This is a genomic window from Acuticoccus sp., from assembly GCF_965213555.1.
Classification (GTDB): Bacteria; Pseudomonadota; Alphaproteobacteria; order Rhizobiales; family Amorphaceae; genus Acuticoccus.
Genome location: NZ_OZ243890.1, coordinates 2,766,762 through 2,790,250 on the forward strand (window position 1 = coordinate 2,766,762; position 23,489 = coordinate 2,790,250).

Here is a 23,489-nt window from a genome sequence, read left to right on the forward strand (position 1 = left end):
TCGTCGCCCGAGCCGCCGGTGATGACGTCCCCTCCGGCCCGGCCGACGATCTTGTCGTTGCCGGAGCCGCCGTCGCGGAGGTCGCGCCCGCCACCGCCGAACAGGTCGTCGTCCTCGCCGCCGCCGAGCAGCGCGTCCGTGCCCGACCGCCGTTCAGCCGGTCCTGACCGCCGACGCCCTCAAGAAGGTCGTTGTCGCCGCCGCCGTTGAGGACGTCGTCGCCGTTGCCGCCGAGCAGCGTGTCGTTCCCCTGCTTGCCGGAAAGCTTATCCTTGCCGTCGCCGCCGCGGAGGCGATCTCGTCCGTCGCCGCCGAGGAGGTCATCGTTGCCGTCGTTGCCGTTCAGGGTGTCGTTGCCCCGGTTGCCGATGAGGAGATCGTCGCCATCGCGTCCGTTGAGGGTATCGCGCCGTCGAGGCCCGCGAGCGTGTCATCGTTCGATGCCCCGTTGAGGAGATCGTTCGCCGTCCCCCCGGTCAGCCGCACCGGATCATCGAGCGGAACGCCCTCGCTCAGAACGGCATCGACGAACGCCTCGAAGATGGCGATGGCGTCGGGCCAAGGTCACGCAACGCGTCGGCGACATGCGGCGCAAATGCCTCGCGGAACGCAGTGGGAAGGGCGACTTGATTCGCGCCTTCGCTACTGAGTACTTGGTTGAGGATATCGCCGTTGGAGCGACTTTTCAGTCCCTCGAAGTCGGAGGGGCTTCGAGCGGGAAAGTTCGTTTGTAGGGCGAGGGTTGGGCTGCGTAGGCAGCAAGGTTGCGAAGGCCGTCGATCTGCAATCCTGATGCGGTTCTGACCAGCTCCCAGATTGCCTGCGAGGTCTGCCGCCCCGGTCCCGCCGTAAGCGGCACTCGAAAGGCGTCGTAGCCTGCGGGAATGAGCCCGCCATGACCGCCGTAAATAGGAGCGGCGAAGGCGATGTCCGCTATACGGTTCGCAGCTGCATCAAACGTTTGAGAAGCGGGTACGATCTCTCCAAGCGCCGAAGACCTCAATCGTAAGCCCGCCGTCCGAGCGTCGCGCCACGTCTTCCGCCCCAGGCTTCGATGGCCAAGAACTCAAGAAGGTCACGAGGTTAGGTCGCTGACCAACCAAAATGTAGTCATACATCAATCTCCATTCCTCATGCCTATCTTTGGCAAATGCCGATGTCATGACCTGCTCAACACAAGCAACTAGCGCGACCGAACGGCGATCTCAAAGCCAATCAGTACTTCTGGAAGCCGCTCTGTTGGACGGACGTGCCTGATGGTCGCAAGATCGGCATGGATGAACCCCTCGAAGCGAATGGCGTAGACCCCGCTGTCACCGCCGACCCCGTGACCGGCTCCTTGGAGACGCCAGAACCATTTAATCAGCGCTATTTAATCCAAATAAAAATCTCGTAAGTTCATGCCCGTTTTGCGGCGTGGGATTGAAGCGCCTTGAGCCGTGTGAGACATGCCCGCCCACCTTGCCGGAGCGAGCCCATGCCCGATACATCCCCGCCCAAGAAGGTCGTCCTCGCCTACTCAGGCGGGCTCGACACCTCCATCATCCTCAAGTGGCTGCAGCAGGAGCTGGGGGCCGAGGTCGTGACGTTCACCGCCGACCTCGGCCAGGGGGAGGAGCTCGAGCCGGCGCGGCGCAAGGCGGAGATGCTGGGCGTGCGCAAGATCTTCGTGGAGGACCTGCGCGAGGCGTTCGTCGCCGACTACGTGTTCCCGATGATGCGCGCCAACGCGCTCTACGAGGGCACGTACCTGCTCGGCACGTCCATCGCGCGGCCGCTCATCGCCAAGCGGCAGATCGAGATCGCGCAGCAGACCGGCGCCGACGCCGTCGCCCACGGCGCTACGGGCAAGGGCAACGACCAGGTGCGCTTCGAGCTCGCCTACGCGGCGCTCGACCCCTCGATCAAGGTCGTCGCGCCGTGGCGGGAGTGGGCGTTCCGCTCGCGCTCCGACCTCATCGAGTTCGCCCGGGAGAACCAGATCCCCGTCGCCAAGGACAAGGAGGGCGAGGCGCCGTTCTCCGTCGACGCGAACCTGTTGCACTCCTCCTCCGAGGGGAAGGTACTGGAGGACCCGGCGAAGGCACCCCCCTCCATCGTCTTCCAGCGCACCCTCTCGCCGCAGGAGGCCCCGGACCGCGCCACCACCGTCACCATCGGCTTCCAGCACGGCGATCCCGTCTCGGTCGACGGCGAGGCGCTGTCGCCGGCGACGCTGCTCGCAAGGCTGAACGACCTCGGCCGCGACAACGGCATCGGCCGCCTCGACCTCGTGGAGAACCGCTCCGTCGGGATGAAGAGCCGCGGCATCTACGAGACGCCCGGCGGCACGATCCTCCACGTCGCGCACCGCGCCATGGAGTCGCTGACGCTCGACCGCGGCGCGGCGCACCTCAAGGACGAGCTGATGCCGCGCTACGCCGAGCTCATCTACAACGGCTACTGGTTCTCGCCCGAGCGCGAGATGCTGCAGGCGGCCATCGACCACTCCCAGCGCCACGTCGAGGGGACGGTGCGGCTCACGCTCTACAAGGGCAACGTGATCGTCGAGGGCCGCGCGAGCCCGAGCTCGCTCTACAACGAGGCGATCGTGACGTTCGAGGACGACCGCGGCGCCTACGACCAGAAGGACGCCGCCGGCTTCATCCGGCTGAACGCGCTGCGCCTCAAGCTCCTCGCGAGCCGCGGCCGCTCGTGAGGCCGGCCGCTACTCGGTGACGATCTTCACGAGGTCGCCGGGCGCGAGGTCCTCCCCCTCGCCGAGACCGTTGAGCACGCGCAGCAGCGGCAACGCCATGGGCGGCTCGACGCCCGTCATGCGGGCAGCAAGGGTCGCGGCGCTTTCGTTCTCGCGCACGGGAAGGACGCGGATGCGCAGCGGACGCATGGCCGCGCGCTGGGACGGCGACAGCAGGCGGAACGAGGCGAGCGTGTCGCGGAACGCCGCCTCGTACGCGGAGGCCGGATGGGAGGACGCGAAGATGAAGCGGAAGATCCGCCCCTCGCCGCGCGCGACGCCGATGCGGAACGACCAGTCCTCAACGAGCGCCGAGGCCGTCGCGACCGGAACGCTCCCAAGCATCTCCTCGCGGACCGAATCCTTGATCAGTCCCTTGACCCAGCCGGAGCCAAGGTAGTCACGCAGCGTGGTACCCTGGGGGACCGGCGCTACGTCGAAGCGGACCGCCGTCGTGGCGCCGTCCGTCGCGAGTACCGCGCTCGACGTGTTCTTGAGGACGTAGCCCTCGGGCACGGTGAAGGCGACGCCGAGGTCCACGTGGGCGAACTCGCGGCCGCGCACGTAGCCCTCGCGGGGGTCGTCGCCGTACAGCAGCCCGTCGAGGCTGCGCAGGTAGGGGGCGCGCGCCTTCCGACCGACGTCCGGCCCGAAGAAGCGGCGGGCGATGCGCTTGGCCTGTTCGGTGCGCTCCGGCGTCGCGGGGTGGGTGGACAGGAACCCGGGGCCCGCCTCGGACGCCGCGCTCAGCGCCGGCAGCGCCGCAAAGCGGGCCATCGCCTCGAGGAAGCGCGCCGCGGCGAACGGGTCGAACCCCGCTGCAGCCAGCGTCTCCACGCCCACGCGGTCCGCCTCGAGCTCCTGCTGCTGGCTGAAGACGGCACGCGAAAGCTCGGCGGTGTCGCGCGAGTCAGCGGCGAAGTCGGGGTCGGCGACCACCTTGCTGACGCGCTCGGCAAGCGCTGCCGCCTCGGCCTGACGCTGGCGCAGCCGCGCATGGTCGGCTGCCACGTGGGCGACCTCGTGGGCGATCACCGCGGCGAGCTCGCTCTCGTCGTTGGCGAGCGCAAGGAGGCCGCGGGTGACGTAGATGTCGCCGCTCGGCAGCGCGAAGGCGTTGACCGCGGGCGAGTTGAGGATCGTCACGCGCACGGTCCGGTCGGTGAGGTCGCTGACGGCCATGAGGCGGGCGACGATGCCCTCCACGAGCGCCTCGATGGCCGGGTTCTCGTAGATCCCGCCATAGGCGCCGATCAGCTTGACGTGCTCCTCGCCCCGCGCGACGACCGGAGGACGGCTCGGCGCGACGCGCGACTGGGCAGCAAGGTCGGACGGGCCGGGCGAGGCGACGAGCGCGTTCTCACCGATGGATCCGCCGCACCCCGCGAGCGCCAGCGCAAGGGCACCGGCGAGCGCTGCCCGGGAGGCCGGACGGCGCCCCAGCGACGTCACTGCCCGGGTGCGCGCTCCCGCAAGCGCTCGACCTGCGCAGGATGCTCCACCTCGATCATGCCGCCTTTCCACGCGTCCAAGACACCCCTTACGCGAACCTGCTCACCCTCGAGCGTGGCGAGGTCTGCGGGCCAGTCGCCCGTGCCGTCCCGCCGGACGAGGACGGTGAAGTCCGTCGCCCAGTCCTCGCCGAAGTTGAGGTACAGCGTCCGCCGCGTCCCGCCGACGCTGCGCACGGTCCCGCTCACCACGACGCCCTCGCCGACGTGCCGCAAGAGGTCGGACGACCCTGCGGACAACCCCGGTTCCTGCCACATCCCGCGGCCGGCTGCCTCCGCCACACGCTCGGCGGCGGACAGCGGCTCCAGGCACGGCACGGACATAACAGTCGGCTCAACGAGCGCAAGGCCGGCCTCGAGCAGCCCGTCGCGTAGGCTTTTCGGTGTGTCATCGGCGACAACGTCTTCGAGCACTATGTCGCCGAGCACGCGACCGTGCCGGTCGACGTCGGCCTCCCACAGGGTCGGAACGAAGAACGCCCCTGCTCCCACCGCGCGCGACAGGACGTCCTGGGCACCTGCTGCGAGCCGCACCTCCGCCAAGCGGACGGTCCGTCCGTCGGCGAGTACGAGGCCGCCGGGCGCGGTGGCGACGACGGTGACCGGCTCGCGTGGGCCCTCGCAACCGGTGGCAGATGCCGTCAGCGTCGTCGCCGACAGCACGAGCGCGGCGAGGCACGCGAGGACGAGGGAACGCGGCGATCGGCGGCGCAACGAGGTGGCCTCAGCGGGTCGGGACGGGGCGCTCGCCGCGGTAGTCGTAGAACCCGCGGCCGGCCTTGCGGCCAAGCCAGCCGGCCTCGACGTACTTCACGAGGAGCGGGCAGGGGCGATACTTGGAGTCCGCCAGCCCGTCGTACAGCACCTGCATGACGGACAAGCAGGTGTCGAGGCCGATGAAGTCGGCGAGCTGGAGCGGGCCCATCTTGTGGTTCGCGCCGAGCCGCATCGCGGTGTCGATGGCCTCCACCGATCCGACGCCCTCGTAGAGCGTGTAGATCGCCTCGTTGATCATCGGCAAAAGGATGCGGTTGACGATGAAGGCTGGGAAGTCCTCGGCCTGGGCCGATACCTTGCCGAGCCGGTCCACGAAGCGGGCGGCGAGTTGGAAGGTCTCGTCGGCGGTGGCGATGCCGCGCACGAGCTCCACGAACTCCATCACCGGCACCGGGTTCATGAAGTGGATGCCGATGAAGCGCTCGGGGCGGTCCGTCGCCGCGGCGAGCCGCGTGATCGAGATCGAGGAGGTGTTGGTGGCGAGCACCGCCTCGGGCTTCAGGAGCGGGCAGACCTGCGCGTACACCTTCCGCTTGACCTGCTCGTTCTCCGTCGCGGCCTCGATGACGAGGTCCATCTCCGACAACTCGTCGAGGTTCTTCGCCGCGGTGATGCGCTGGATCGCCGCCTGCCGCTCGCTGTCCTCGATGCGACCGGCGGCGACCTGGCGGGCCATGTTGCCGGTGATGGTCGCGAGCCCCTCCTCGATCCGCTCGCTCGCGTGATCATGAAGGGTCACGGTGTAACCGGCGAGCGCGGCCACGTGCGCGATCCCGTTGCCCATCTGACCGGCGCCGATGACGCCGACGCTCGCGATGTCCTCCATGCCCGCCGCCGCCGACCCTTGATAACGGTCGTCGACGAAGCCGGACCGTCCGGGCGCGTCGAGGCGCGTCGGCCCGCTCGTGGGGCGATCGCGGCGGCCGAGGCTCAAGACGCTCCCTTCGCCAGCTCGTCCTTCAGCTCGGGTACGAGCGTGAAGATGTCCCCGACGAGGCCGTAGTCCGCGACCTGGAAGATCGGCGCCTCCTCGTCCTTGTTGATGGCGACGATGACCTTCGAGTCCTTCATGCCGGCGAGGTGCTGGATGGCACCGGAGATGCCGCACGCGATGTAGAGCTCGGGCGCCACGACCTTGCCGGTCTGCCCGACCTGCCAGTCGTTGGGGGCGTAGCCCGCATCGACGGCAGCCCGCGACGCGCCGATCGCCGCGCCGAGCTGGTCGGCGAGGGGCTCGATGAGCTCGGCAAACTTTTCGGAGGAGCCGAGCGCCCGCCCGCCCGACACGATGATCTTCGCCGACGCAAGCTCGGGTCGGTCGCTGTGCGCCACCTCCTGGCCGACGAACTTCGACAGGCCGGGATCGGCGGCTGCCTCGACCGACTTCACCTCGCCCGACCCGCCCTCGCCGGCCGCTGCGAACGAGGCAGTGCGGATCGTCAACACCTTCTTCGCGTCCGTGCTGCGCACGGTCTGCACCGCGTTGCCGGCGTAGATCGGCCGGCGGAACGTGTCCGGCCCCTCGACCGCCATCACGTCGGAGACCTGCATGACGTCGAGCAGCGCCGCGACGCGCGGCATCACGTTCTTGCCGAACGTGGAGGACGGGGCGACGAACGCGTCGTAACCGTCCGCGAGCGACACGATCAGGTCGGCCAGCGGCTCGGCGAGGTTGTGCTCGTAGGACTCGCCCTGCGCGGTGAGGACGGCCTGAACGCCCTCCAACTGGGCCGCCGCCTCGGCCGCCGCGTCGACGTCGGCACCGGCGACGAGCACGTCCACCGGCGCGCCGAGCTGGGCGGCTGCGGTCATCGCCTTCAGCGTGCTGTCCTCGAGCTTCCCGCCGGCGTGCTCGGCGATCAAGAGTGTGGTCATCGCATGCCTCCCTCGCTCGGCGCGGCCGTCAGATGACGCCGACCTCGTTCTTCAGCTTCGCCACGAGCTCCTCGACCGTGGTCACCTTGACGCCGGCCTGCCGCTCGCCGGGCGGCTCGGTCGAGACGACCTCGAGCCGCCGCTTGATCTCCACACCGTAGTCGCCGGGCGACTTGGTATCGAGCGGCTTCTTCTTCGCCTTCATGATGTTCGGCAGCGAGGCGTAGCGCGGCTCGTTGAGCCGCAGGTCGGTGGTGATGATGGCCGGAGTCTTGAGCTCCACCGTCTGCAGCCCGCCGTCGATCTCCCGCGTGACGTTCACCGTGCCGTCGGCGACCTCGACCTTGGAGGCGAAGGTGCCCTGCGCCCAGCCGAGCAGCGCCGCGAGCATCTGACCGGTCTGATTGCAGTCGTCGTCGATCGCCTGCTTGCCGAGGATGACGAGCTGCGGTTCCTCCTCGGCGACCACGGCCTTGAGGATCTTGGCGACGTCTAGCGGCTCCACGGTCTCGTCCGTCTGCACGAGGATCGCGCGGTCGGCGCCCATGGCGAGCGCCGTGCGCAACGTCTCCGACGCCTTGGCGGGTCCGATGGACACCGCGACCACCTCCTGCGCCGTCCCCGCCTCCCTGAGCCGCAGCGCCTCCTCGACGGCGATCTCGTCGAACGGGTTCATGCTCATCTTGACGTTCGCGAGGTCGACGCCGGAGCCATCCGGCTTCACGCGGATCTTCACGTTGTAGTCGACCACACGCTTGACCGGCACCAGAACCTTCATGTCCCGCCCTTCGTCCATTGTTTTTCTGGAGCCCATTTAAAGGCTAGCACCGTCCCGTCCCAAGTCAAACATCGGGCCGAAGGCCGAACACCTTCGACGCCACAGGCGGCGACGACGTCGACGTCAGCTGCCGCGGCTTTGGCCTGGCACCCACAGGACGTCGGTCTCGCCGTCCCTGTTGGCCACCCGCGCTGCGACGAACAGGAGGTCCGACAGGCGGTTGACGTAGCGCAGCGCCGCCTCGCCCACCCGTTCGGTCTCGGCAAGCTCGACCATCATCCGCTCGGCCCTGCGGCAAACGGTGCGCGCGAGGTGGAGCTGCGCGGCCGCCATGCCGCCCGCTGGCAGCACGAACGACTTGAGCGGCGAGAGCCTGCCGTTGAGGTCGTCGATCTCCGCCTCGAGGCGGTCCACCTGGCCGGAGGTGATGCGCAGCGGCTCGTAGGGCAGCGCCTTACCCTCCGGCGTCGCAAGGTCCGCGCCGAGGTCGAAGAGGTCATTCTGCACCCGTTGCAGGAGCGTGTCGAGGCGTTCGCCGACGCCCGCGGCGCGGGCGCAGCCGATCACCGCGTTGGCCTCGTCCACCGTGCCGTAGGTCGCGATGCGGAGGTCGAACTTCTTGCGCCGCTCCCCGGTGCCGAGCCCGGTTGAGCCGTCGTCGCCGGTGCGCGTGTAGATCTTGTTCAGTCGGACCATCGCCGGTCAGCCCTGCGTCAGGTAGAGCGCGGTCATCGCCACCACGACCGCGACGAACTGCAACAGCACGCGCATCCGCATCAGCGCCTGGCTGCGATTGGGCGAGCCGCCGCGCATCATGTTCCACAGCCCAAGAATGAGGACGACGGCCACCGCCGCGACGGCGACGATGATGATGAAGGTGGCGAACGAGGGCATGGGATCCTTTCTTCCAGGTGACCAGGGAGCTTGAAGGAGCGTCGGAGCGCGATGGCATCGCAGGACGGCTCAGATGGCCTCCCCCCGCATCAGTCGCGGCACGTCGCCCTCGAGGCCCGCCGCCTCCCGCATGAACAGCGACTTCAGCCCGTCCCGCTCCTCAACGAACGCGACACCGATGGAGCGCAGCGCGCGCAGCGCGTTCGATCGACGCGAGAAGATGGCGTTGAGCGCGTCGGTGACCAGGGTCATCTGCACCGTGTCGGCCCTGCGGCGGACCTCGTAGCGCGGCAGGGCGAGGGCGAGGTCCTCGCCGAGCCGTGCGGCATCGACGATCGCCTCCGCGAGCGCCGCCGCGTCCCGCAGCCCAAGGTTCAACCCCTGTCCGGCGAGGGGATGGATGACGTGCGCGCTGTCGCCGACGAGCGCGAGGCGCCCCGCGACGAAGCTTCGCGCCACCATCGCCCCGAGGGGGTGCACGTTGAGCGGACCCTCGACGGACAGGCGCCCGAGCGCGAGCCCGAACGCGCGCTCGACCTCCAGCGAGGCGAGCATCGGGTCCATGTCCGCCAGGGAGCGTGCGACGTCGTCGCGGGCGCTCCAAACCATGGAGGAACGCAGGCCCGGCAGCGGGAGCAGGGCGAGGGGCCCGCTCGGCAGGAAGTGTTGCGTGGCGATGCCGTGGTGGGGGAGCTCGTGCGCCACGGTGCCGACGACGCTCGACTGTCCGTACCCCTTGCGCAGCACGGGGACGCCGGCGATCGCGCGCAGGCGCGAGCTGCGCCCGTCCGCGGCGACGAGCACCTCGGCGCGCGCCTCGGAGCCGTCCGACAGGGTGATGCGCACGCCTGCCGGCTCCTCGTCGTAGAAGGTCGCGGTGGCGTTGGTCTCTTCGATGCCGACCGTGGCGCAGCGCTCGGCGAGCGCCCTTCGCAGCGTCTCGTTCGGCAACACGTGCGCGAACGGATGGCCCTCCACCTCGCCCTCGAAGGTCAACGCCTCGGGACGCACGACGTCACCGTCGGCGCTGTCCGTCACCACCATCCCGCGGACCGGCTCGGCGTGCGCGGCGACGGCGGGCCACACGCCGAGGCGCGCGAACAGCCGGCGTGCCGAGGCGGCCACCGCGCTCGCCCGCGGGTCGGGCGGCGGCGGCGGCCCGGCGAACAGGCGCACCGTCAGCGCCGACTGGCTAGCGAGCGCCACGGCGAGGGTGCGCCCCACGATCCCGCCGCCCGCCACCGCGATGGTGCGTCCCATCAAACCCTCCGAGGCCGCGCCTCGCGCAGACCTGCCGTGCGTTGCACGGTCCGTCGGCGCGTGACAGCGTCGCGCCAACCCACCGTCCCGCCCCGCCGAGCCCCATGCGCCCTGCCGTCGCAGAACTCCTCTCGATCCTCGACCTCGAGCCGCTCGAGCACAACCTGTTCCGAGGCCGCAGCCCGCAGGTGGGCTGGCAGCGCGTGTTCGGCGGACAGGTCATCGGCCAGGCGCTCGTCGCCGCCAACCGCACGGTGGAGGGCCGCGCGGCCCACTCGTTGCACGGCTACTTCATGCGGCCCGGCGACCCCGCGGTGCCGATCATCTACGAGGTCGACCGGCTGCGCGACGGCCGCTCCTTCACCACGCGCCTCGTCAGCGCGATCCAGCACGGCCATGCGATCTTCACCTTGCTCGCCTCCTACCACGACGAGGAGGACGGCTTGGAGCACGCCTTCGAGAAGCCCGAGATCGTCGACCCCGACGATCTGCCCGGCGAGGACGAGCTGCGCGCCCTCATCCTGGAACGCGCGCCGGACAACATCCGCGGCTACTTCACCCGCGAGCGGCCCATGGAGCTGCGCCCCACAGACCTTAGGCACTACCTGTCGGACGAGAAGCTGCCGCCGCGCCAGAACATCTGGATGCGCGCCACCGACCGGCTGCCGGACGAGGTCGCCGTGCACCAGGCCGCGCTCGCCTACCTGTCCGACATGGCGCTCCTCGACACCGCGCTCTTCCCGCACGGCAAGTCGGTGTTCTCCAAGGACATGCAGACGGCGAGCCTCGACCACGCCATGTGGTTCCACCGCCCGTTCCGGGCCGACGAGTGGCTGCTCTACGCGACCGACACGCCGTCCTCGTCGGGCTCGCGCGGCTTCACCCGTGGGATGCTGTTCGACCGCTCCGGTCGCCTCGTCGCCTCGACGGCGCAGGAGGGGCTGATCCGCCGCCGCACCCGCTGAGCGGTCAGGCCTTCGCGCCGCGCCTGCCGGCGCCGAGGAGGGGCGCGGCCGCTTCGTCCAGGGGCCAGCGGGAGCGCACGCGCGTCGCCGAGCCTTCCGCGAGCCCGGCGGCGAGCCGCTCGATGGCGCAGTATGCGACCATCGCGCCGTTGTCGCCGCACAGCGCGAGCGGCGGCGCGACGAACGTCGTGCCGTAGGCCTCGGCGACGCCGGCGAGCGCCTCGCGCAGCACTTGGTTGGCGGCGACCCCACCCACCGCGGCCAGCGCAGTCGGCGGCCCGGCGAGGTCGGCGAAGGCGGCCAGGGCCCGGGCCGACTTCACGGTCAGGACACGTGCGACCGCGTCCTGGAACGAGGCGCAGATGTCGGCCACGTCCTGCGGCGAGAGCGGCGCGGTGCGCTCGGCCGCGAGGCGGACCGCGGTCTTGAGGCCGGCGAAGGAGAGGTCGCAGCCCTCCCGGCTCGCGAGCGGCGTCGGGAACGCGTAGCGCGACGCATCGCCCCCGCGCGCCGCACGCTCCACCTCCGGCCCGCCGGGGTAGGCGAGGCCGAGGAGCTTGGCCGTCTTGTCGAACGCCTCGCCGGCGGCATCGTCGATGGTTCCGCCAAGCCTGCGGTAGGTCCCCGGCCCGAGCGCTGCGACGAACTGCGCGTGCCCGCCCGACAGCAGCGCCACGGCGTAGGGCCACGCCGTCCCGTGGGACAGTCGCGGCGACAGGACGTGCGCCTCGAGGTGGCTGACGGCGACGAACTCCAGTCCGCGCGCGGAGGCGACCGCCTTGCCGAAGGTCGCACCGACGAGGAGCGGGCCGAGCAGGCCCGGGCCCGCGGTCGCCGCGACGTGGGTGACCTCGGCAAGGTCCACGCCCGCCACGCGCAGCGCCTCGCCGGCGACTGCGTCGATGGTGCGCGAGTGCGCGCGGGCCGCAATCTCAGGCACCACGCCGCCGTACGGGGTGTGGAGGTCGGCTTGGCCCCAGACGACGTTGGAAAGGATCGTCGCAGCGCCCGGCCGTCCTTCGACCACGGCGACGGCGCACTCATCGCAGCTCGTCTCGATCCCGAGGACGAGTGGATCGCGCGATGACCGTCGGGCTTTTGCCTTGCCCGCCGCTCCCCTAGTATCGCGGCTTATGCTGGCCATCCCCACCCGCTTCAGGACCCTCGCGTGAGCACGATCCGCATCGGCACCCGCGGCAGCCCGCTCGCGCTCGCGCAAGCGAACATGGTCGCCGACGCGCTCGGCGCCAACGGCCACGAGTGCGAGATCGTCGTCATCAAGACCACCGGGGACGCCGTGCTCGACCGGCCGCTCGCCGAGATCGGCGGCAAGGGCCTCTTCACCAAGGAGATCGAGGCCGCGCTCATCGACGGGCGCATCGACTGCGCGGTGCACTCGGCCAAGGACCTCGAGACGCTGCTGCCCGCGGCGCTGACGCTCGGCGCGTTCCTGCCGCGGGAGGACGTGCGCGACGTCTTCATCGGCCGCGACGGGCAACGGCTCGCGGACCTGCCCGGCGGGTCGGTGGTGGGCACCGCCTCGCTGCGCCGTCAGGCGCTGGTGCGACGCGCCCGCCCGGACCTTCGCTGCGAGGTGCTGCGCGGCAACGTCCAGACCCGGCTCGGCAAGCTCGCGTCCGGCGAGTGCGACGCGACGCTGCTCGCGCTCGCCGGGCTGAAGCGCCTCGGCCTCGAGGACGTCGGCACCGAGGTGCTCGACGCGACGGCCTTCCCGCCGGCCTGCGCCCAGGGCGCCATCGCCGTCGAGATCCGACGCGACGACGACAGGCTGATCGAGGCCTGCGCCGCCATCGGTCACACCGAGACCGAGCACGCCGTCGCCGTGGAGCGCGGCTTCCTCGCCGCCCTCGACGGCTCGTGCCGCACGCCCATCGCGGGGCTCGCGACGGTGGAGGGCGATCAGGTGGCCTTCGCCGGTCTCGTCGCGTCCCCCGACGGCGTCCGCATCGAGGACGTGGCGGCCCGCGGCAGCGTCACGGAGGCGGCCGAAACGGGCTACGAGGCCGGCCGTCGACTGCGCGCGCGCATCGGCCCGTCGTTCTTCGAGCCCGCCCGGTGACGCGTCCATGGCGCCGTCGGTGAGCGCGGTCGTCGCGGTGACGCGGCCGCGGCCGCAGGCGGACGACACGGTGCGTCGCCTGCGCCGAGCTGGGTACGGAACGGTCGCCGCGCCGCTCCTCACCGCCGAGGTCGTCGCTCACCCTGGGACGGCGGGCGGCATCGGCACCATCGCGCTCACGAGCCGGACCGCGGCGTCGATCCTCGCTTGCCACCCGCGCTTCCACCACCTGCCGGTGTACGCCGTCGGCGACGCGACCGCGCGCGAGGCGCGACGCGCCGGCTTCGCCCGCGTGACCAGCGCGAGCGGCGACGTCACCGCCCTCGCCGTGCATCTCGCCGAGGCGCCGCAGCCCATCGTCCACCTCGCAGGGCAGGACAACGCGGGCGCGCTGGTGGAGACGTTGCTCGCCCGCGGCCAGCGCGCCGAGCGGCGGGTGATCTACGCGATGCGCCCCGCGACCGCCCTGCCGTCGGTACCAAGGGTCGACGCGGTCCTTCTCGCCTCCCCGCGCACCGCGGCGACCTACGCAGCCCTCGCGGTCAACGCACCCTGGAGGGAGGCGCCCTGCGTCGCGCTGTCCGCGGCCGTGGCGGCGGAGGTCGCGGACCGACGCGTCCTCGTCGCGCGGCGGCCCGACGAGGATGCGCTCCTCGAGGCGCTGGCGGAGCTGTGCTGCGATGCCTGACGCGGCAGGGTCGGCGCGCGCCTCCCGGGTTGGGCAGCTGCGATGATCCGTCTCCTCATCCTCCTCGGCCTTTTCGCCGCGCTCGCCGCAGGAGCGAGCTGGGTCGTCGAGCAACCCGGCCGCATCGCCTACGAGTGGCGGGGCGTCGCCGGGACGCTGACGGTCAGCGAGGCGCTGGTGCTCGCGGGTGCAGCGCTCGCGGCGGCCATCGTCCTCGTCGACCTCGCGCGCTCGCTGTTCGCAACGCCGGGACGCCTCGCCCGCCGCAGCCGCGAACGACGTCGGGGTCGCGCCGCCGAAGCCCACGCCCAGGGATTGGTCGCCGTCGCCGCAGGCGACTTCGACGCCGCGGCGCGGGCAGCCCGCCTCGCCGAGCGCGTGGCCCCGGAGCACGCGCTGAGCCAGCTCCTCGGCGCGCAGGTGGCGCAGATGCGCGGCGACCGCCCCGCGGCCGAGGCCCGGTTCCGCGCGATGGCTGAGCGCGACGACACCGTCCTCCTCGGGCTGCGCGGCCTGTCCGTGGAGGCGGAGCGCGCCGGCGAGGCCGCAGCGGCACGGGCGCACGCGCGCGCCGCCAACCGCCTCGACCCGACGTTGCCGTGGGCAGCAGCCGCCGCCTTCCACGCGGCGACGGCCGAGCGCGACTTCGACGCCGCGCTGGCGCTCAACGAGGACGCGCTGCGGCACAAGCTGATCGACCGCGAGACGCACCGGCGGCGAAGGGCCGTGCTCCTCACCGCGCTTGCCCGGGCGTCCGACGGGGGCGAGGCTGCGCGGCGCTGCGCGGTGGAGGCCCACCAGCTCGCCCGCGACCTCGTGCCCGCGGCCGTCGCCGCCGCGCGCCTCCTTGCGCCACAGTCCGCCAGGCGCGCCAGCGGGGTCCTCGACGCCACCTACAAGCTGTCGCCGCATCCCGAGCTGTTCGCCGCCGCGCTGGAGCTTGCGGAGGGGCAGAGCGCGGTCGACCGGCTACGGCGGGCCGAGGCGCTCGCCGCGCTGCGGCCCGAGCACGTGGAGAGCGGGCTCGGCGTTGCCGCGGCGGCACGGGCGGCGCGCGAGCTCGCCCGTGCGCGCGCGGCCCTGCGCCCGTTCCTGCAGGACCGTCCGTCCCAAAGGGTGTGCGCGGCCATGGCCGAGGTTGAGGCACTCGCCGGCGGGCCGGACGGCGAGGTGCGCGCCTGGCTCGCCCGGGCGGTCCGCGCGCCGCGCGATCCGGCCTGGATCGCCGACGGCGTCGCCTCGGACGCATGGGACGCGGTCTCACCGGTGACGGGCGAGCTCGACCGCTACGTCTGGCGCGTGCCCGACGGCGGCTCGGCGCAGGGGCCGGAGCTCGAGCTCGCGCCGCCTGCGGCGCTCGCGGCGCCCGACCGCATCGGCGACGTCCGAAGTGCGGACGATGATGGTGAGGGATGGCCGCCGGGGGAGGCGCCGACCCGAAGCGATCCCGGCGGTCCGCGCGGCTCGGTCCCCTCCTCCGGGTGACATCCCAGCGAGGCCGCGGCGTCAGACGTGCTGGCCGCCGTTCACGTGGATCTCCGCGCCGTTCACGTAGGAGGACGGCGCGGTGCACAGGAAGAAGATCGTCTCAGCCACCTCTGCCGGCGCGCCCAGCCGGTTGAGCGGGATGTCGACGATCATCTTCTCGGTCCCCGGCGACAGGATGGCGGTGTCGATCTCCCCCGGCGCGATGGCGTTGACGCGGATGCCGTGCGGCCCGAAGTCCGCCGCCATCTCGCGGGTCAGCGAGGCGAGCGCGGCCTTCGACGTCGCGTAGGCGGTGCCGGCGAAGGGATGCACGCGGCTGCCGGCGATGGACGACACGTTGACCACCGAGCCGCCGGCTGCCTTGAGCTCCTTCATCAGCCCTCGTGCCAGCATGATCGGCGCGAAGAAGTTCACCTGGAACACCGTGCGCCACGCGTGCATGGGCGTCGCGATGGAATCGAGCCTCTTGCCGCCATCACCCTTGGGGCTGATGCCGGCGTTGTTGACGAGCGCGTCGAGCCTGCCGCCGTTCGCCTCGAGCCGGCGGCGCATCTCGGCGATGGCGTTGCCGAGGTTCTCGGGGTCCGACAGGTCGACCTGGATGTGGTCGTCCTCGCCTGCGGGCCACGGGCACTTGTCGGAGAACTCCTGGCGCGAGCAGGTGATGATGCGCCATCCGGCGGTCGAGAAGCGCTTGACGGTGGCATGGCCGATGCCGCGGGAGGCGCCCGTCAGCACCAGCGTCGGTCGGTTATCCATGGGACGCCCTCCGGCCGGCACGGCGCCGACGTGGGGGACTATAGAACGTTCCGCAGCAGTTCACCCGTCAGATGACGCGGCGCGGCGCGGCGGTGGCCCGATCGCCCGTGTTCGGCGTCCCCGAGGGCTCGATGAGGACGACCTCCACGCGCCCGTGGGCCACCGGCCGGTGCATCGTGCCGCGCGGCACCACGAACACCTCCCCCGGGCCGAGGCGGACCGTGCGGTCCTCGAGCTCGATGTCGAGCGCGCCTGACAGGACATGGAACACGTCGTCCGTGTCGTCATGCTTGTGCCACTGGAACGGTCCCTCGAGCTTCGCCACCATGATGTCGTGCCCGTTGAAGGTCGCGACCGTGCGCGGCGCATAAGTCTCGTCGAAGCTCGCGAGCTTGTCGGCGAGGTTCACCGCGACGCCGCTCGTCGCTGCTCCCGTGCCACCGTCCGTCACATCGCCCTCCCGCGCCCTCGGAGGGTCGTGCTATACGCGCCTCCCATGACACTCCACTACCCTCCCACCGAAGCCTCCGCGGCGACCGGGTTCGGCGGCAACGCCATCGACCGCATGTCCGAGCGGCGCGACGACGCCGCCTTCATCGCCAACCTGCGCGCCGACCCTTCGGGCCGCGCGCTGCTCTTCATGGACGACCGGCTCATCATGGCCGACGCTCCGCTGTTCGACCGCGGCGACGCCGAGGCGCGCGGGGCGGACTGGGAGGGCGCGACGTTCCTCGGCCTCACCGCCGACGGCCCGCTGTTCGCCGCCGCCGTCCCACCGGACGAGATGATGCCCGCCCGCGGCCTGCGCGGCCTCGCCATGGACGACGCGCTGTCCCACGAGCTCCTCGGCATCGCCGCGCAGGCGCGCAGCCTGCTCGGCTGGCACGCGACGCACCGGTTCTGCGCCAACTGCGGCCAGCCGACGACGCTCGGGCAGGCGGGCTACCGGCGCGAGTGCGGCGCGTGCGGCACGCACCACTTCCCGCGCACCGACCCCGTCGTCATCATGCTCGCGGTGGACGGCGAGCGCTGCCTGCTCGGTCGCCAGCGCCGCTTCGCGCCGGGCGTCTACTCCTGCCTCGCCGGCTTCATGGAGCCCGGCGAGACCATCGAGACCGCGGTGCGCCGCGAGATCTGGGAGGAGTCCGGCATCCGCACCGGCCGCGTCGCCTACCACGCGAGCCAGCCTTGGCCGTTCCCCTCCAACCTGATGATCGGCTGCTTCACCGAGGCGTTGTCGCAGGAGATCGAGCCGCGCGACCGTGAGCTCGAGGACGTGCGCTGGTTCGATCGCTCCGACATCGGTCCGATGCTCGACGGCACGCACCCGGTGAACGGCGCGCCGCCGCCGGTGGCGATCGCCCACCACCTCCTCACCGCTTACGCCCGCCACGGCGCCCCCGTCGTCGAGGTCCCCGCGGTAGTAGCAGAGCCCGTCACGGGCTAGACCGAGCCCGGTCGGCAAAGGCATTCATGAGCTGTGCGAGCGGCCGCGCTTTCCACCCAACTTCGATGCTCGAGGAAAGCCCGAACCGCGCGCGGTTCTCCTCGGCGGTCGGACCCGTCACCTCCGGATCGTCATAAAGGAGGCAATCTCGCTCACCCCAGCGATCGATCAACCGGTCCTTGAGTACCGCGAAGTCGCATGCATCCTTCCAGCGCATTCGACGGACCCGTCTGCTCCTACGCAGACCATCGACCATCGTGAAGCCGTCGCGATCGAGTTCGAGGTGAACGAAGTCGCGACGGATCAGGAACAGCCCTAGCCCTACGAGCGCAGCAGAAACGCTGAGCCAAAACAGCAGCTCCGCGGTCGAAGCGTCGAACGCCAGCGGGGCGAGGCAGAAGCAACCCGCCCATACGCCCCCGGCTCCAACCGGTGGGACCAATCGCACCACTCTGCGCTCCGGCAACGGCCCGTGCCGCGCTGGGAGCGGTCGCGGCTGATGCCGAAGCGCAAGCTTGGGGCCGTAATCATAGCGCCAGATCCGACGGCGTAGCCGCTTGTCGCTGTTCGCCATGCGGCATGAGGCCGCCGCTGTGCGCGGCCGGCTGACCCTCACACTCCGGGGGAGGGGCGGAGCGAGCGGTTCTCCGCCGGCTCGCGGATCGCTTCGCGGAACGGCGAGGCCGGGTAGGTGCCTAGCATGCGCACGTTGGCCGAGAAGAAGCGCAGCTCCTCGAGCGCCAGCGACAGGTTCTCGTCCTCCGGGTGGCCCTCGACGTCGGCGTAGAACATCGACGCGAAGAATTGCCCGCCGAGCTGGTAGCTCTCGAGCTTCACCATGTTGACGCCGTTGGTCGCGAACCCGCCGAGCGCCTTGTAGAGCGCCGCGGGCACGTTGCGCACGCGGAACAGGAACGAGGTCATCACCGCCGCGTCCCGCGGCGCCGGCTCCGGCTCCGCCGCCATCACCACGAAGCGCGTGGTGTTGTGCGCCTCGTCCTCGATGTCGTTGGCGAGCACCTCGAGCCCATAGATCTCGGCCGCGAGCGACGAGGCGATCGCCGCCGCGGTGGGATCGCGATCGGCTGCCACTTGGCGCGCCGAGCCCGCGGTGTCGGCGGCCACGACGGGTTTGAGCCCCAGCCTGCGCAGCGTGCTGCGGCACTGGCCGAGGGCCTGCACGTGGCTGTAGACGCGGCTGATGCGGGACAGGGGCGTCCCCGGGAGTGCCATCAGCTGGTGGCGGATCGGCAGGAAGTGCTCGCCGACGAAGTGGACGCCGGACGCCGGCAACAGGGTGTGGATGTCCGCGACCCGTCCCGCCGTGGAGTTCTCGATGGGGATCATCGCGTAGCGCGCGCTGCCGTTCTCCACCGCGGCGAAGCAGTCCTCGAACGTCGCCATCGCAACCGCCTCGGCGTCGGCGAACGCCTCGTTGACCGCGATGTGCGAGTTCGCCCCCGGCTCGCCCTGGAAGACGACCTTCGTCGTCCCCGTCATGCCATGGCCCCGAGCGCGCGTCGCGCCGCCTCGAGGTCGGCCGGCGTGTCGACTCCGAGCGGCACGTCGTCGACCACCGCCACGTCGATGCGCATGCCGTCCTCCAGGGCGCGCAGCTGCTCGAGCCGCTCGCGACGCTCCAACGCGGAAGGCGGCAGCGCCACGAACCGCGTCAGCGCCGCCCGTCGGTAGGCATAGAGCCCGATGTGGTGGAGGAGCGGACCGTCGCCCCACGGCGCGGTGGCGCGGGTGAAGTAGAGCGCGCGGCGGACGGTACCCTCGCCCGTCGCGACGCACTTGACCACGTTGGGATCGGTGCGCTCGTGCTCGTCGGCGATGACGGCGGCGAGGGTCGCGATGTCCACCTCGGGCCGCTCGAGGGGGGCGAGGGCGGCGCGAATGGCGCTCGCCGCGATGGTCGGCAGGTCGCCCTGGACGTTGACGACGACGTCGTGCGCGCCGTTCGCATCGAGGCGGGCCAGCGCTTCGGCGATCCTGTCCGAGCCCGACGGATGCTCGCCGGTCAGCACCGCCTCGCCACCGGCTTGCTCCACCGCTGCGGCGACCTCCCGCCCGTCGCAGGCCACCACGACGCGGCCGACGTCCGCCTCCTGCGCGCGCCGCAGGACGTGCACCACGAGCGGCGCGTCGCCGATGGTCAGGAGCGGCTTGTTCGGCAGCCGCGTCGCGCCGAGGCGGGCGGGGATCAGGACGATGGGGTTCACGGTGGCGACCTTGCGATGGACGCTGGTTTAGCGATGCCCCACCGACCGGTCGAGCCGTGCGGCGAGCCACGACACAGCCTCAGCGAAAAAGCGCCCCGCCGGGGCAACGTGCGCGGCGGTGTCCCATTTGAACGGTCGGGCACGGGCCTCTATAGCCTAGTGGCGGTCGGACCCGGCGCGCTGTATCGCGCAAGGGTCACCGACGCAGCCTCGGGCGCGGCGCGCGCGAGCTGCGCCGTGGACGACGGGACGGCGAACAAGAGGTCTGAGCGGGCATGGGCGGCTACGAAATCAACAAGTTCCTAGGAGCCGCGCTCGGCGCCTTGGTGTTCATCATGGGCCTCAGCGTCCTGTCGGACATCCTGTTCCAGGAGGAGGAGCTGGAGGAGCCGGCCTACCTCATTGCCGTCGCCGAGCCTGAGGAGGAGGCGACGGGGGAGGAAGCCGAGCCGTCCATCGCCGTCCTTCTCGCGAGCGCGGACGTCGCCGCGGGCGAGCGCATCTCCCGCCAATGCCAGGCATGCCACGCCTTCGACGACGGCGGTGCCGACGGGATCGGCCCGGGTCTTTACGGCGTGGTCGAGCGTCCGATCGCTGCCGTCGACGGGTTCGGCTACTCTAACGCGCTGCAGGAGCATGCTGAGGGTCAGGGCTGGACCTACGAGGAGCTCGACGGCTTCTTGGAGGACCCGCAGGGATGGGTGCCCGGCACCATCATGGGTTACGCCGGCCTGCGCGAGGGTCAGGATCGCGCCAACATCATCGCCTACCTGGCGTCGGTCACGCCGGACGCTCCGCCCTTCCCCGAGCCGGAGGCCGCCCCGGCGGAGGTCGCTGAGGGCGAGGCCCAGGTCGCGATCGCCGCTCCCGCGCAGGGTGAGGCTGAAGCCGGCACGCAGGCGGGCGCCGTCCCCGAGGGCACGTCGGAGTTCCGTACGCTGCTTGCGAGCGCCGACCCGGCGAACGGCCAGGCGAACATGGTCGTGTGCCAGGCGTGCCACTCCGTCGACGAGGGAGGGCCGAACGGCATCGGTCCGGGCCTCCATGGCGTCGTCGGGCGCCCCATCGCCGCCGTGGAGGGCTTTGGCTACTCGGAGGCGCTGGTCGCCCACGGCGAGGGCAAGGAGTGGACCTACGAGGAGCTCGACGGCTTCTTGGAGAACCCGCAGGGATGGGTGCCTGGCACCATCATGGGCTACGCCGGCGTCAAGGACATCGAGCTTCGCGCGGACATCGTCGCCTACCTCGCCTCGATCTCCCCGGACGCGCCGCCGGTCCTGGAAGCTCCGGCCGACGGGACGCAGGTCGCGCAGGCTGCGGCAGAGCAGCCCTCCGCGGCGGAGGGCGCGACGGAGGCGCCCACGGCCGATAGGCCGGGCCAGGATGCAACGCTGGCTCCCGCCCCCGCCCAAGGAGGCGAAGCCTCCACCGACGACCGCGAGGTCATCGCCGACGTGGCCGCCGCGGAAGACGAGCCCAACCCGGAGGCCGCCGCGGCGGCAGCGGAGCTCGTCGCGCAGGGGGACACCCGTGGCGCCGCAGGGCGCGACAATGCCGACCTCGCGGAGGAGCCAGTCGCCGGCGTCGCCGCGGCGGCGGTGGACGAGATCGCTGAGGGAGACATCGACGAGTTGGGCGGCCAGGCCCCGATCGGCGTCGAGGGCAACGAGGCCGAGGCTCGCCCATTGGCATCGGACGACGATGGGGACTTCGATCAGCTCGTCGAGCCGGGCGAGGCGCAGGATGCGTCGACGCCGAACATGGTCCAAGCTGGCGCGGGCACCGACGCGCAGCCCGCCGCCACGCCGGTACCGGCGTCCGTCACCACGCCGGTCAGCGAGGCGGTGGTGCCGGAGGCCGAAAGCCCTGAGGTGGGTGCCGAGGCTACGGCGGTCGACTCCGACGTCGAGGTTCCCTTGGATGCGGGGCCCGGCGACGACCGCGGGACGCTAGGCACGGCGCCTGCTGGCGAGACCGCGCCGCAGGGCGTCGAGCCGCGCTTCGAGGATGCCGACCCCAGCGCCGCCCAGTCATCGCAGGCTCCGGCCGGCGGCGAGCCGGCGGCCGGCGCGCCGTCGGAGGCCGCGACCGGACCAGCCGACGCAGGCGCCGCGGCTGCTGCCCGGTCGGCTGCGGCTCAGCAGGGTGCGGAGGCGGCGACTGCAGGCGTTAATCCCGTCGCGCCGTCGTCGACGGGCGAGCCCATGCTAGGCGCGCCGCAGGTCGAAGATCGGACCGCCTCCGCCCCCGCTCCGTCGGCCGCGGCACGGCCAGCCGACGGCGCCGCGAGCGCCGGGCAGGCGGCGCAAACCTCCCCCGCTGACGCAGGTCAGCAGGGCCAGTCGCCGTCCGCCGGGGACGTTGAGGAGCCCGCAGCGGCGCGGGTCGAGCCTGAGGAGGGCGCCGACGTCGTCGCGCGGTCCTCCCCATCGAGCGGCAACGAGACGCCGCTGGGGTCCCGCTCGGCTCCCTCAGAGCCGGCGCCGGCTCAGCAGGAGCCGTCCGCCGAGCGGCAGCCAGGCGCGGCAGCCGCCGCGCCGCAGGCGACCGACCGCGCGACGCAGCAGGCAGCTGCCGACGCGTCGGAGCCGGCGGATGGCGACGCGGCGACGGTCGACCCGTCGCGGTCCGCGGACCAGACCGTGGCCGCCGCGCGCCAGGGACGAGCGGCCGAGGAGGGCGCGGACGCTGCGACGGGCACTGCCTCTGCAAGGCCCAGCTCGCGGGTCAGGATCGAGGCTGCACGGCCGGCGGAGGTCGAGATCATCAATCCCCGGCGCGCTGCGCAGTAGGCGCGCCGGCCCCGACGGCCAGGATGCCCGAGCAGGCGTCCTGGCGCAGGAGGGGCACCGGGTCAGCGGGCATCGCCTGGCCACGCTCTGATGGTACGGCTTCGCGCAGCGTCACCGAGGCTCAGGGGGTCGACGCTGCGGCGGGCGTAGGGATCGCGACGGGCACCGCCGCCCGCCGGTCCCGCTCGAACGTGATGATGGCACCCCGTTCGGCCGTGATCGTTACCGCCGCACGCGCCTCCGTGGATGCGGTCCGTGCGCTCGCTTTACCGCACTGCAACCCCTCGCCGAGCGCGCTGCGACACGCGCGCCCGGGCACGGTGGCCTCTTCGAAGGCCAAGCCGGACGGCGGAGGCGCACGCTCGAGCGACCGCTGGGGGTCAGGCGCACTGCCGTGCTGTGGACGTCAGACGCGGCGTTCGACCATCAGCGCCTTGATCTCGGCGATGGCCTGCGCCGGGTTGAGCCCCTTGGGGCACGCGTTGGCGCAGTTCATGATGGTGTGGCAGCGGTAAAGCCGGAACGGATCCTCGAGGGAGTCGAGCCGCTCGCCGGTGCGCTCGTCGCGGCTGTCGACGATCCAGCGGTGCGCCTGCAGCAGCGCGGCAGGGCCTAGGTAGCGGTCGCCGTTCCACCAGTAGCTCGGGCAGGCCGTCGTGCAGCAGGCGCACAGGATGCACTCGTAGAGCCCGTTCAGCTTCTCGCGGTCGTCGTGGCTCTGCCGCCATTCCTTCTGCGGCTGGGGCGTGTCGGTCTTCAGCCACGGCTCGATCTCGCGCAGCTGCGCGTAGAAGTTCGTAAGGTCCGGAACCAGGTCGCGGATGACGGGCATGTGCGGCAGCGGGTAGAGGACGACCGGACCGGACACCTCGTCCATGCCGGCGGTGCACGAGAGGCCGTTCAGTCCGTTGATGTTCATGGAGCACGAGCCGCAGATGCCTTCGCGGCACGAGCGGCGAAACACCAGCGTCGGGTCGATCTTGTTCTTGATGTAAAACAGGCCGTCCAGGATCATCGGACCGCACTCGTCCTTGTCGACGAAGTAGGTGTCGATGCGAGGGTTCTCGTCCCCCTCCTCCTGCCAGCGGTAGACCCGGAACTCCCTGAGGTTCGTCGCGCCCTCCGGCTTGGGCCATGTCTTGCCCTTCTGGATGCGCGAGTTCTTGGGGAGTCTCAGCTGGACCATCGTCTCACTCGGGCTGGGTTAGCGCAG

At 71.5% G+C, this 23,489-nt stretch carries 22 protein-coding genes and 2 pseudogenes; 7 read left to right on the forward strand and 17 right to left on the reverse strand.

Annotated elements, in window-relative coordinates:
* Positions 1-17 precede the first annotated feature (17 nt).
* Both ACOOE8_RS13055 and ACOOE8_RS13060 read right to left on the reverse strand, forming a co-directional pair.
* Positions 18-131 (reverse strand): annotated as a pseudogene (locus ACOOE8_RS13055) (calcium-binding protein); the annotation flags it as partial.
* 23 nt (positions 132-154) lie between these two features.
* Positions 155-397: pseudogene (locus ACOOE8_RS13060) on the reverse strand (calcium-binding protein); the annotation flags it as partial.
* 1,080 nt (positions 398-1,477) lie between these two features.
* Here ACOOE8_RS13060 and ACOOE8_RS13065 point away from each other — a divergent pair.
* A complete protein-coding gene (locus ACOOE8_RS13065; RefSeq protein ID WP_420391886.1) occupies positions 1,478-2,698 on the forward strand; it encodes an argininosuccinate synthase in 1,221 nt (406 codons plus the stop codon).
* A 9-nt stretch (positions 2,699-2,707) separates the two neighbouring features.
* Here the strand turns inward: ACOOE8_RS13065 and ACOOE8_RS13070 are convergent, their stop codons facing one another.
* From ACOOE8_RS13070 to ACOOE8_RS13105, 8 genes are all read right to left on the reverse strand, one after another.
* A complete protein-coding gene (locus tag ACOOE8_RS13070; RefSeq protein WP_420391887.1) occupies positions 2,708-4,189 on the reverse strand; it encodes a M48 family metalloprotease in 1,482 nt (493 codons plus the stop codon).
* Positions 4,186-4,962 (reverse strand): thermonuclease family protein, encoded by a 777-nt coding sequence (locus tag ACOOE8_RS13075; RefSeq protein ID WP_420391888.1) that lies wholly within the window; start codon positions 4,960-4,962, stop codon positions 4,186-4,188. The genes ACOOE8_RS13070 and ACOOE8_RS13075 overlap by 4 nt, the downstream gene beginning before the upstream one ends.
* A 10-nt stretch (positions 4,963-4,972) precedes the next feature.
* Positions 4,973-5,851: a 3-hydroxybutyryl-CoA dehydrogenase gene (locus ACOOE8_RS13080; RefSeq protein ID WP_420394706.1), complete on the reverse strand. Its 879-nt coding sequence runs from the start codon at positions 5,849-5,851 to the stop codon at positions 4,973-4,975.
* A 104-nt stretch (positions 5,852-5,955) separates the two neighbouring features.
* The gene (locus tag ACOOE8_RS13085) at positions 5,956-6,900 is read right to left on the reverse strand and encodes an electron transfer flavoprotein subunit alpha/FixB family protein (protein ID WP_420391889.1); all 945 of its coding nucleotides are present in this window, start codon (positions 6,898-6,900) and stop codon (positions 5,956-5,958) included.
* A 28-nt stretch (positions 6,901-6,928) separates the two neighbouring features.
* The gene (locus ACOOE8_RS13090; protein ID WP_420391890.1) at positions 6,929-7,678 is read right to left on the reverse strand and encodes an electron transfer flavoprotein subunit beta/FixA family protein; all 750 of its coding nucleotides are present in this window, start codon (positions 7,676-7,678) and stop codon (positions 6,929-6,931) included.
* A gap of 123 nt (positions 7,679-7,801) precedes the next feature.
* Complete coding sequence (locus tag ACOOE8_RS13095) at positions 7,802-8,374, reverse strand: cob(I)yrinic acid a,c-diamide adenosyltransferase (RefSeq protein ID WP_420391891.1); 573 nt, start codon at positions 8,372-8,374, stop codon at positions 7,802-7,804.
* A gap of 6 nt (positions 8,375-8,380) precedes the next feature.
* A complete protein-coding gene (locus tag ACOOE8_RS13100; protein ID WP_420391892.1) occupies positions 8,381-8,572 on the reverse strand; it encodes a twin transmembrane helix small protein in 192 nt (63 codons plus the stop codon).
* Between the two features lie 69 nt (positions 8,573-8,641).
* Complete coding sequence (locus ACOOE8_RS13105; protein ID WP_420391893.1) at positions 8,642-9,832, reverse strand: FAD-dependent monooxygenase; 1,191 nt, start codon at positions 9,830-9,832, stop codon at positions 8,642-8,644.
* Positions 9,833-9,936: 104 nt separating this feature from the next.
* Between ACOOE8_RS13105 and tesB the strand changes: the two genes are divergently transcribed.
* Positions 9,937-10,797, forward strand: coding sequence for an acyl-CoA thioesterase II (gene tesB, locus ACOOE8_RS13110; RefSeq protein ID WP_420391894.1), 861 nt, complete (start codon positions 9,937-9,939; stop codon positions 10,795-10,797).
* Positions 10,798-10,801: 4 nt separating this feature from the next.
* Here the strand turns inward: tesB and tsaD are convergent, their stop codons facing one another.
* Positions 10,802-11,941: a tRNA (adenosine(37)-N6)-threonylcarbamoyltransferase complex transferase subunit TsaD gene (tsaD, locus tag ACOOE8_RS13115; protein ID WP_420391895.1), complete on the reverse strand. Its 1,140-nt coding sequence runs from the start codon at positions 11,939-11,941 to the stop codon at positions 10,802-10,804.
* Positions 11,942-12,022: 81 nt separating this feature from the next.
* Here tsaD and hemC point away from each other — a divergent pair, with 81 nt between their 5' ends.
* From hemC to ACOOE8_RS13130, 3 genes are read left to right on the forward strand one after another with little or no spacing between them, the layout of a single operon-like run.
* A complete protein-coding gene (hemC, locus tag ACOOE8_RS13120) occupies positions 12,023-12,877 on the forward strand; it encodes a hydroxymethylbilane synthase (protein WP_420394707.1) in 855 nt (284 codons plus the stop codon).
* Positions 12,878-12,884: 7 nt separating this feature from the next.
* Positions 12,885-13,565, forward strand: a complete 681-nt coding sequence (locus ACOOE8_RS13125) for a uroporphyrinogen-III synthase (RefSeq protein WP_420391896.1) — start codon at positions 12,885-12,887, stop codon at positions 13,563-13,565.
* Positions 13,566-13,607: 42 nt separating this feature from the next.
* Entirely contained in the window at positions 13,608-15,050 is a 1,443-nt protein-coding gene (locus ACOOE8_RS13130) for a heme biosynthesis HemY N-terminal domain-containing protein (RefSeq protein WP_420391897.1), read from the forward strand.
* Between the two features lie 21 nt (positions 15,051-15,071).
* On the opposite strand, the gene ACOOE8_RS13135 is transcribed toward ACOOE8_RS13130, so the two are convergent.
* Both ACOOE8_RS13135 and ACOOE8_RS13140 read right to left on the reverse strand, forming a co-directional pair.
* On the reverse strand, positions 15,072-15,812 hold the full coding sequence (locus ACOOE8_RS13135; RefSeq protein WP_420391898.1) for an SDR family NAD(P)-dependent oxidoreductase: 741 nt from the start codon (positions 15,810-15,812) through the stop codon (positions 15,072-15,074).
* A gap of 67 nt (positions 15,813-15,879) precedes the next feature.
* Positions 15,880-16,263, reverse strand: coding sequence for a cupin domain-containing protein (locus ACOOE8_RS13140; protein ID WP_420391899.1), 384 nt, complete (start codon positions 16,261-16,263; stop codon positions 15,880-15,882).
* Positions 16,264-16,308: 45 nt separating this feature from the next.
* On the opposite strand from ACOOE8_RS13140, the gene nudC reads away from it, so the two are divergent.
* Positions 16,309-17,259 carry an NAD(+) diphosphatase gene (gene nudC / locus ACOOE8_RS13145; protein ID WP_420391900.1) on the forward strand — a complete coding sequence of 317 codons (951 nt, stop codon included), beginning with the start codon at positions 16,309-16,311 and terminating at the stop codon, positions 17,257-17,259.
* Here nudC and ACOOE8_RS13150 read toward each other — a convergent pair.
* Genes ACOOE8_RS13150 through ACOOE8_RS13160 form a run of 3 tightly spaced genes read right to left on the reverse strand, consistent with a single transcriptional unit; the run spans position 17,249 to position 19,484 of the window.
* Entirely contained in the window at positions 17,249-17,833 is a 585-nt protein-coding gene (locus ACOOE8_RS13150; RefSeq protein ID WP_420391901.1) for a hypothetical protein, read from the reverse strand. The two genes, nudC and ACOOE8_RS13150, sit on opposite strands and share 11 nt — an antisense overlap.
* A 38-nt stretch (positions 17,834-17,871) precedes the next feature.
* On the reverse strand, positions 17,872-18,759 hold the full coding sequence (locus ACOOE8_RS13155; RefSeq protein WP_420391902.1) for a prephenate dehydratase: 888 nt from the start codon (positions 18,757-18,759) through the stop codon (positions 17,872-17,874).
* Positions 18,756-19,484: a 3-deoxy-manno-octulosonate cytidylyltransferase gene (locus tag ACOOE8_RS13160; RefSeq protein WP_420391903.1), complete on the reverse strand. Its 729-nt coding sequence runs from the start codon at positions 19,482-19,484 to the stop codon at positions 18,756-18,758. The genes ACOOE8_RS13155 and ACOOE8_RS13160 overlap by 4 nt, the downstream gene beginning before the upstream one ends.
* A gap of 275 nt (positions 19,485-19,759) precedes the next feature.
* On the opposite strand from ACOOE8_RS13160, the gene ACOOE8_RS13165 reads away from it, so the two are divergent.
* On the forward strand, positions 19,760-22,276 hold the full coding sequence (locus tag ACOOE8_RS13165; RefSeq protein WP_420391904.1) for a c-type cytochrome: 2,517 nt from the start codon (positions 19,760-19,762) through the stop codon (positions 22,274-22,276).
* A 406-nt stretch (positions 22,277-22,682) separates the two neighbouring features.
* Here the strand turns inward: ACOOE8_RS13165 and ACOOE8_RS13170 are convergent, their stop codons facing one another.
* Positions 22,683-23,462, reverse strand: coding sequence for a succinate dehydrogenase iron-sulfur subunit (locus ACOOE8_RS13170; RefSeq protein ID WP_420391905.1), 780 nt, complete (start codon positions 23,460-23,462; stop codon positions 22,683-22,685).
* Positions 23,463-23,489: the final 27 nt, after the last annotated feature.

Bases quoted from the DNA above. Each gene is read 5' to 3' on its own strand.
- ACOOE8_RS13065 (WP_420391886.1), top strand. From the start codon at position 1,478: ATGCCCGATACATCCCCGCCCAAGAAGGTCGTCCTCGCCTACTCAGGC.
- ACOOE8_RS13080 (WP_420394706.1), bottom strand. From the start codon at position 5,851: ATGGAGGACATCGCGAGCGTCGGCGTCATCGGCGCCGGTCAGATGGGC.
- ACOOE8_RS13085 (WP_420391889.1), bottom strand. From the start codon at position 6,900: ATGACCACACTCTTGATCGCCGAGCACGCCGGCGGGAAGCTCGAGGAC.
- ACOOE8_RS13090 (WP_420391890.1), bottom strand. From the start codon at position 7,678: ATGAAGGTTCTGGTGCCGGTCAAGCGTGTGGTCGACTACAACGTGAAG.
- ACOOE8_RS13095 (WP_420391891.1), bottom strand. From the start codon at position 8,374: ATGGTCCGACTGAACAAGATCTACACGCGCACCGGCGACGACGGCTCA.
- ACOOE8_RS13100 (WP_420391892.1), bottom strand. From the start codon at position 8,572: ATGCCCTCGTTCGCCACCTTCATCATCATCGTCGCCGTCGCGGCGGTG.
- ACOOE8_RS13105 (WP_420391893.1), bottom strand. From the start codon at position 9,832: ATGGGACGCACCATCGCGGTGGCGGGCGGCGGGATCGTGGGGCGCACC.
- tesB (WP_420391894.1), top strand. From the start codon at position 9,937: ATGCGCCCTGCCGTCGCAGAACTCCTCTCGATCCTCGACCTCGAGCCG.
- tsaD (WP_420391895.1), bottom strand. From the start codon at position 11,941: ATGGCCAGCATAAGCCGCGATACTAGGGGAGCGGCGGGCAAGGCAAAA.
- hemC (WP_420394707.1), top strand. From the start codon at position 12,023: ATGGTCGCCGACGCGCTCGGCGCCAACGGCCACGAGTGCGAGATCGTC.
- ACOOE8_RS13125 (WP_420391896.1), top strand. From the start codon at position 12,885: ATGGCGCCGTCGGTGAGCGCGGTCGTCGCGGTGACGCGGCCGCGGCCG.
- ACOOE8_RS13130 (WP_420391897.1), top strand. From the start codon at position 13,608: ATGATCCGTCTCCTCATCCTCCTCGGCCTTTTCGCCGCGCTCGCCGCA.
- ACOOE8_RS13135 (WP_420391898.1), bottom strand. From the start codon at position 15,812: ATGGATAACCGACCGACGCTGGTGCTGACGGGCGCCTCCCGCGGCATC.
- nudC (WP_420391900.1), top strand. From the start codon at position 16,309: ATGACACTCCACTACCCTCCCACCGAAGCCTCCGCGGCGACCGGGTTC.
- ACOOE8_RS13150 (WP_420391901.1), bottom strand. From the start codon at position 17,833: ATGGCGAACAGCGACAAGCGGCTACGCCGTCGGATCTGGCGCTATGAT.
- ACOOE8_RS13155 (WP_420391902.1), bottom strand. From the start codon at position 18,759: ATGACGGGGACGACGAAGGTCGTCTTCCAGGGCGAGCCGGGGGCGAAC.
- ACOOE8_RS13165 (WP_420391904.1), top strand. From the start codon at position 19,760: ATGGGCGGCTACGAAATCAACAAGTTCCTAGGAGCCGCGCTCGGCGCC.
- ACOOE8_RS13170 (WP_420391905.1), bottom strand. From the start codon at position 23,462: ATGGTCCAGCTGAGACTCCCCAAGAACTCGCGCATCCAGAAGGGCAAG.